The sequence below is a fragment of the Mycobacterium sp. E2479 genome (assembly GCF_001667925.1).
Taxonomy (GTDB): Bacteria; Actinomycetota; Actinomycetes; order Mycobacteriales; family Mycobacteriaceae; genus Mycobacterium.
Genome location: NZ_LZJR01000013.1, coordinates 1 through 5,481 on the forward strand (window position 1 = coordinate 1; position 5,481 = coordinate 5,481).

The following is a 5,481-nucleotide window of genomic DNA, read 5'->3' on the forward strand; positions in this document are numbered from 1 at the left end:
GAAGCGGGTCACCACCGGTCAACACCGTGGTGATCGCGAGCGCGGCGGAGCCGGGCGAAGCGGGTCACCACCGGTCAGAATGATCACGCCACCGGGAAGCGGTCGCCCTGCCCTTCCCTGCCCGGGAACATATCGGCCAGCACGGCCGCCATCTCCAGATAACTGCGACGGCTCTCCTTGCTCAACCGGTCCAGCGCGATCTTTCGACCATCGTGCACGTGCCGATCGAATGGCAGCACCACCGTGGCGGCGACGTGCGCGGACAGTCGGTCGAGTTCGGTGACGGCCACACCGTCCACCTTGCCCAGCTCGACGTGGTTGATGGCGAGCACTGTCCACTGCATCAGCGACTGATACCCGTTGTTACACAACCACTCCAGCGTTGCGCGTGTTTTACGTATCGCATCGATGGCGGGGCTGGTGACCACCACCAGAGCTTGCGATTCCGGTAAGACGGCGTCCATCACAGCGGAATTGAGCGTTTTGACACAGTCGACCAGCACCAGCGAATACTGGTTTCGCAGCATTGAAAAGGCTCGCAACATGTCGTGGCGCTGCAGGCGCCAGTCAGTGTCGGGCAACCCGAGCACCTCCAGCCCGAAACCGTTCATATACGTCAGCGCGCGGATGTCCTCGTATTGCGCCGCCGGGCTGCCGTGCAGCAGGTCGGCCAGGCTGTGCGGGTTGCGGCGGCCGTGGCGATCCGCGAGATCTCCGGCGTCGATATCGAGGGCAAGCACCCGGTCGCGGCGCACTGCCGCGAACGTCGACCCGAGCGCTTCCACCACCGCTGTCTTGCCGACCCCGCCCTTGAGGTTGAGCACGGCGATGGGAAACGCGCTACCGACGGTGGTGCGGATGCGCTGCCGCAGCTGGTTCTCATAAGCGGTGTTTTTGTCGGGGCCAAGCTCAAGCCCGGTTATGCGATGAACCAGCTGTCGCCAGTTGAACCCGGCCGCGTCCGTGTCGTGTGTGTCGAAACGGTCCAGCGCCGTCGCACCCAGCATCGGCTCGGGACGCGGCGGTCGCGGCGCGACTGGAGGATGTTGTTGGGGTCCGTCCATTTGCTGATTCGGGCCGCGGGACTGCGGCACGGTGGATGCTGCGGGGTCGCCCTCGATCCGCCACTCGTGCCAACCTGGGTTTTGGTTCGGCGGACCCGGCGGACCCGCCCGTACCGCGGACTGCCGAACGAATCCGCGAATCGAACCGCGGTTGCTCATACTCCCGGTATAACCCCGAAATGCCGGTCCGGAAACCACCAAAGTGCGGCAATCGCGGACGACCTGGCTCATTAGCGTGCAAATTCAACCCGCAGTTCACTCAGATCCACCGTTTGTTTGCTCCCGGCGTGGCTAACCGAAGAACGCCGCGGCGTCGTCGTAGCGGCTTTCGGGCACCAGCTTGAGTTGACGCACCGCGTCCGCCAACGGCACCCGGCCGATGTCCTGCCCGCGCAGCGAAACCATTTGGCCGTATTCTCCGGCGTGCGCGGCGTCGGCCGCATTCACCCCGAACCGGGTGGCCAGCACCCGGTCATAGGCGGTCGGGGTGCCGCCCCGCTGGACGTGTCCCAGCACGGTCACCCGGACGTCTTTGTTGATCCGCTTCTCCACTTCGGCGCCGAGCTGGGCAGCGACGCCGGTGAACTTCTCGTGGCCGAATTCATCAATCCCGCCTTCCCGCAACGCAATCGATCCGGGGATGGGCTTGGCCCCCTCGGCGACCACGCAGATGAAATGCGAATCTCCGCGCTGGAAGCGCCTTTTGACGAGCCTACAGACCTCTTCGACGTCGAAGGGCTGTTCCGGGATCAGCGTCATGTGCGCGCCCGAAGCCAGGCCCGCGTTCAGCGCGATCCAGCCGGCGTGCCGACCCATCACCTCGACCAACATGACCCGCTGATGCGATTCCGCTGTGCTGTGCAGTCGATCAATGGCTTCGGTGGCGACGGTCAACGCGGTATCGTGGCCGAAAGTCACGTCAGTGCAATCGATGTCGTTGTCGATCGTCTTCGGTACACCGACCACGGGCACGTTCTCATCCGAGAGCCAGTGCGCGGCCGTCAGCGTGCCTTCCCCGCCGATGGGGATCAGGACGTCGATCCCGTTGTCGTCGAGGGTCTGCTTGATCTGGTTCAGCCCGGCCCGAAGTTTGTCGGGGTGCACCCGGGCGGTACCCAACATGGTTCCGCCTTTGGCCAGCAGGCGGTCGTTGCGGTCGTCGTTATGCAGTTGGACGCGCCGGTTCTCCAGCAATCCGCGCCAGCCGTCCTGAAACCCGACCACCGACGAGCCGTATCGGGAGTCGCACGTTCGCACCACTGCCCGGATGACCGCGTTGAGCCCGGGGCAGTCGCCGCCTCCGGTGAGCACTCCGATCCGCATCCCCTCATCTTGCCTGGGGTGGGGGCCTTATGGCGGTATTAGCCGGCGACAGTCCCGACGGTGGGCGCCGACGGCAGCGGTCCACGGGCGGCCTCGTAGGCGGCGCCGACCCGGTAGAGCCGGTCATCGGCCAGTGCGGGCGCCATGATCTGCAGGCCGACCGGCAAGTCGTCGTCCGGCGACAGGCCGGCCGGGACCGACATGCCGCAGTGGCCCGCCAGATTCAGCGGCAGCGTGCACAGGTCGAACAGGTACATCGCCAGAGGATCGTCGACCTTCTCACCCAGCCGGAACGCCGTGGTCGGGGTCGCGGGCGACACCACCACGTCCACGGAGCGATAGGCTTCGTCCAGGTCGCGGGCGATCAGGGTGCGCACCTTCTGGGCCTGGTTGTAATAGGCGTCGTAGTAACCGGCCGACAGCGCGTAGGTGCCGATCATGATGCGCCGCTTGACCTCCGGCCCAAAGCCCGCGGCCCGCGTCATGGCCATCACCTCCTCGGCGCTGTGGCTGCCGTCGTCGCCGACCCGTAGCCCGTAGCGCATCGCGTCGAAGCGGGCCAGGTTGCTCGACACCTCCGACGGCAGGATCAGGTAGTAGGCGGCCAGCGCGTATTCGAAGTGCGGGCAGTCGACCTCGCTCACTTCGGCGCCAAGGGACGTCAGCTGCTCGACAGCGGCCTCGAAAGCCGTCAGCACGCCGGGTTGGTAGCCCTCGCCCCGCAGCTGCTTGACCACTCCGACGCGCACGCCCTTGAGGTCACCACCCGTGCCGGCCTTGGCGGCGGCGACGACGTCGGGCACCGCCGCGTTCACCGATGTGGAGTCGCGAGGGTCATGCCCGGCAATCACCTCATGCAACAGCGCGGTGTCCAGCACCGTGCGCGCGCACGGCCCGCCCTGATCCAGCGAGGACGCGCACGCCACCAGGCCGTAACGCGACACGGTGCCATAGGTGGGCTTGACTCCCACCGTCGCGGTGAGCGCGGCGGGCTGCCGGATGGAGCCCCCGGTGTCGGATCCGATCGCAAGCGGGGCCTGGAACGCGGCCAGCGCGGCGGCACTGCCACCCCCGGAGCCGCCGGGCACCCGGTCGACGTCCCATGGATTGCGGGTCGGGCCGTAGGCGGAGTTCTCGGTCGAGCTGCCCATCGCGAACTCGTCCATGTTGGTTTTGCCCAGTATCGGGATTCCCGCGGCGCGCAACAGCGAGGTGAGGGTGGCGTCGTACGGGGAACGCCAGCCCTCGAGAATCTTGGACCCGCAAGTCGTGGGCATGTCGACCGTGGTGAAGACGTCCTTGAGCGCCAGCGGGACCCCGGCCAGCGGTGATGGCAGCTGCTCCCCGGCGGCCACCGCCTCGTCGACGACGGCGGCCGCACCCAGCGCCTCGTCGGCGGCCACGTGCAAAAAGGCGTGGTAGCGGTCGTCGGTCGCCTGGATTTGGTCCAGGCACGCCTGGGTGACCTCGACCGACGACACCTCTTTGGCGGCGATCCGCGCGGCCAGCGTGGCGGCGTCGGAGCGGATGATCTCGTTCACCCCTCGTCTCCGAGGATCTGCGGGACCGCGAAGCGGCCGTCGACAGCCGCGGGAGCCTCGGCCAGCGCTTCGGCCTGGGTCAGGCATGGTGTCGACTTGTCGGGGCGGGTGACGTTGACGTCTTTCAGCGGGTTGCCGGTGGCTTCGACACCGGTGACATCGACCGCCTGCACCTGGCTGACGTGGGTCAGGATGGCGTCGAGCTGGCCGGCGAAGCTGTCGAGCTCGCTGTCGGTCAGCGCCAACCGGGAGAGCCGGGCCAGGTGCGCTACCTCGTCGCGGGAGATCTGGGACACGACTGCAAAGCCTAGTCGCGGGCTTGCGGGGCGCTGCACTGCCGTTGCCGATCGCGCGGCCGGGTCGAGCCGAAATGCCGTTGACACATCCTTATGCAACAGTGTTGGCCGTGCCCTCATATCTGTTGCGCATCGAGCTCGTCGACCGGCCAGGCAGCCTGGGGTCGCTGGCGGTGGCGCTCGGTTCGGTGGGGGCCGACATCTTGTCGCTCGACGTCGTGGAGCGCAGCTCGGGTTACGCGACCGACGACCTGGTGATCGAACTGCCACCGGGCGCGATGCCGGACACACTGATCACCGCGGCCGAGTCGCTGTCCGGCGTCCGGGTGGACAGCGTGCGGCCGCACACCGGACTGCTGGAAGCGCATCGTGAGCTCGAGCTCCTCGACCATGTAGCGGCGGCGGAGGGTAAAGCGGCACGACTGCAGGTCCTCGCCAACGAGGCGCCGAAGGTTCTGCGCGTCAGCTGGTGCACGGTGCTGCGCAGTGCGGGCGGCGAACTACAGCGCCTGGCCGCAAGTCCCGGCACACCGGAGACCAAGGCGGATTCGGCCCCGTGGTTGCCGCTGGAGCGGGCCGCGACTCTGGATGGCAGCGCCGAGTGGGTGCCCAAGGCGTGGCGCGATATGGACGTGACGATGGTCGCGGCCCCGTTGGGCGACCCGCACACCGCGGTGGTGCTTGGCCGGCCCGGCCCGGAATTCCGGCCCTCGGAGGTCGCCCGGCTGGGTTACCTCGCCGGGATCGTCGCCACCATGCTCCGCTGATCCGAGCGCCCACTCTGCACGCAAGGCGTGAAATTTCCACTGTTATTCAGCCAATAATGAATGCGCTTCGCGCGCTAAGGACACCGGCAATTCGTTTGCGTGTGGGCATAACTCGAAGGGCGAGCATGGCGAACCTGTCACCGTTTCACGGCTTACGGGAACGAGCGCACTTGCGCGGGCCAACGACACAATTGCCGGATGGCGGCCGTGTGTTGACCCTCGACTGTCCGCAATTGCTCACCGCTGAAATCTTGTCGAGTCTCGTCGATCGGGCTGCCGACCAGCGCTCCTAACCCGCCGTCGCGCTTACACACTGGACGCGGACCAGGAAACTTCCTTGATGCCCCAACGTGTTTGAGTTTCAACGTTGCCGGTACTGGCCGGTCCAGGGTTATCCACGTTAGTTGGTTGTGGGTGGTGGTTGGGGTTGGAAGGGTTCATACCACCACCAGTTGGCGCGTTCGCCGGTGGGTGCGGGGTAGGGCGCCAC

At 66.8% G+C, this 5,481-nt stretch carries 6 protein-coding genes; 1 reads left to right on the top strand and 5 read right to left on the bottom strand.

Annotated features, from left to right (window positions below; genetic code table 11):
* Window positions 1-83: 83 nt before the first annotated feature.
* The 4 genes from A5686_RS02075 to gatC form a co-directional block, all read right to left on the bottom strand.
* Window positions 84-1,007 carry a MinD/ParA family protein gene (locus A5686_RS02075; RefSeq protein WP_067930379.1) on the bottom strand — a complete coding sequence of 308 codons (924 nt, stop codon included), beginning with the start codon at window positions 1,005-1,007 and terminating at the stop codon, window positions 84-86.
* A 348-nt stretch (window positions 1,008-1,355) separates the two neighbouring features.
* Window positions 1,356-2,387: an ATP-dependent 6-phosphofructokinase gene (locus A5686_RS02080; protein ID WP_067930366.1), complete on the bottom strand. Its 1,032-nt coding sequence runs from the start codon at window positions 2,385-2,387 to the stop codon at window positions 1,356-1,358.
* 38 nt (window positions 2,388-2,425) lie between these two features.
* Window positions 2,426-3,928, bottom strand: a complete 1,503-nt coding sequence (gene gatA, locus A5686_RS02085; protein ID WP_067930369.1) for an Asp-tRNA(Asn)/Glu-tRNA(Gln) amidotransferase subunit GatA — start codon at window positions 3,926-3,928, stop codon at window positions 2,426-2,428.
* The gene (gene gatC / locus A5686_RS02090; protein WP_067930371.1) at window positions 3,925-4,224 is read right to left on the bottom strand and encodes an Asp-tRNA(Asn)/Glu-tRNA(Gln) amidotransferase subunit GatC; all 300 of its coding nucleotides are present in this window, start codon (window positions 4,222-4,224) and stop codon (window positions 3,925-3,927) included. The genes gatA and gatC overlap by 4 nt, the downstream gene beginning before the upstream one ends.
* Window positions 4,225-4,334: 110 nt before the next feature.
* Between gatC and A5686_RS02095 the strand changes: the two genes are divergently transcribed.
* Window positions 4,335-4,991 (top strand): amino acid-binding protein, encoded by a 657-nt coding sequence (locus tag A5686_RS02095; RefSeq protein ID WP_156749901.1) that lies wholly within the window; start codon window positions 4,335-4,337, stop codon window positions 4,989-4,991.
* Window positions 4,992-5,391: 400 nt separating this feature from the next.
* On the opposite strand, the gene A5686_RS27745 is transcribed toward A5686_RS02095, so the two are convergent.
* Window positions 5,392-5,481: hypothetical protein (locus tag A5686_RS27745; RefSeq protein WP_231986253.1), on the bottom strand; the 90-nt coding region annotated here is incomplete at its 5' end.

Excerpts from the sequence above, each read along its gene's own strand:
- A5686_RS02080 (WP_067930366.1), bottom strand. The coding sequence starts at position 2,387 with ATGCGGATCGGAGTGCTCACCGGAGGCGGCGACTGCCCCGGGCTCAAC.
- A5686_RS02075 (WP_067930379.1), bottom strand. The coding sequence starts at position 1,007 with ATGCTGGGTGCGACGGCGCTGGACCGTTTCGACACACACGACACGGAC.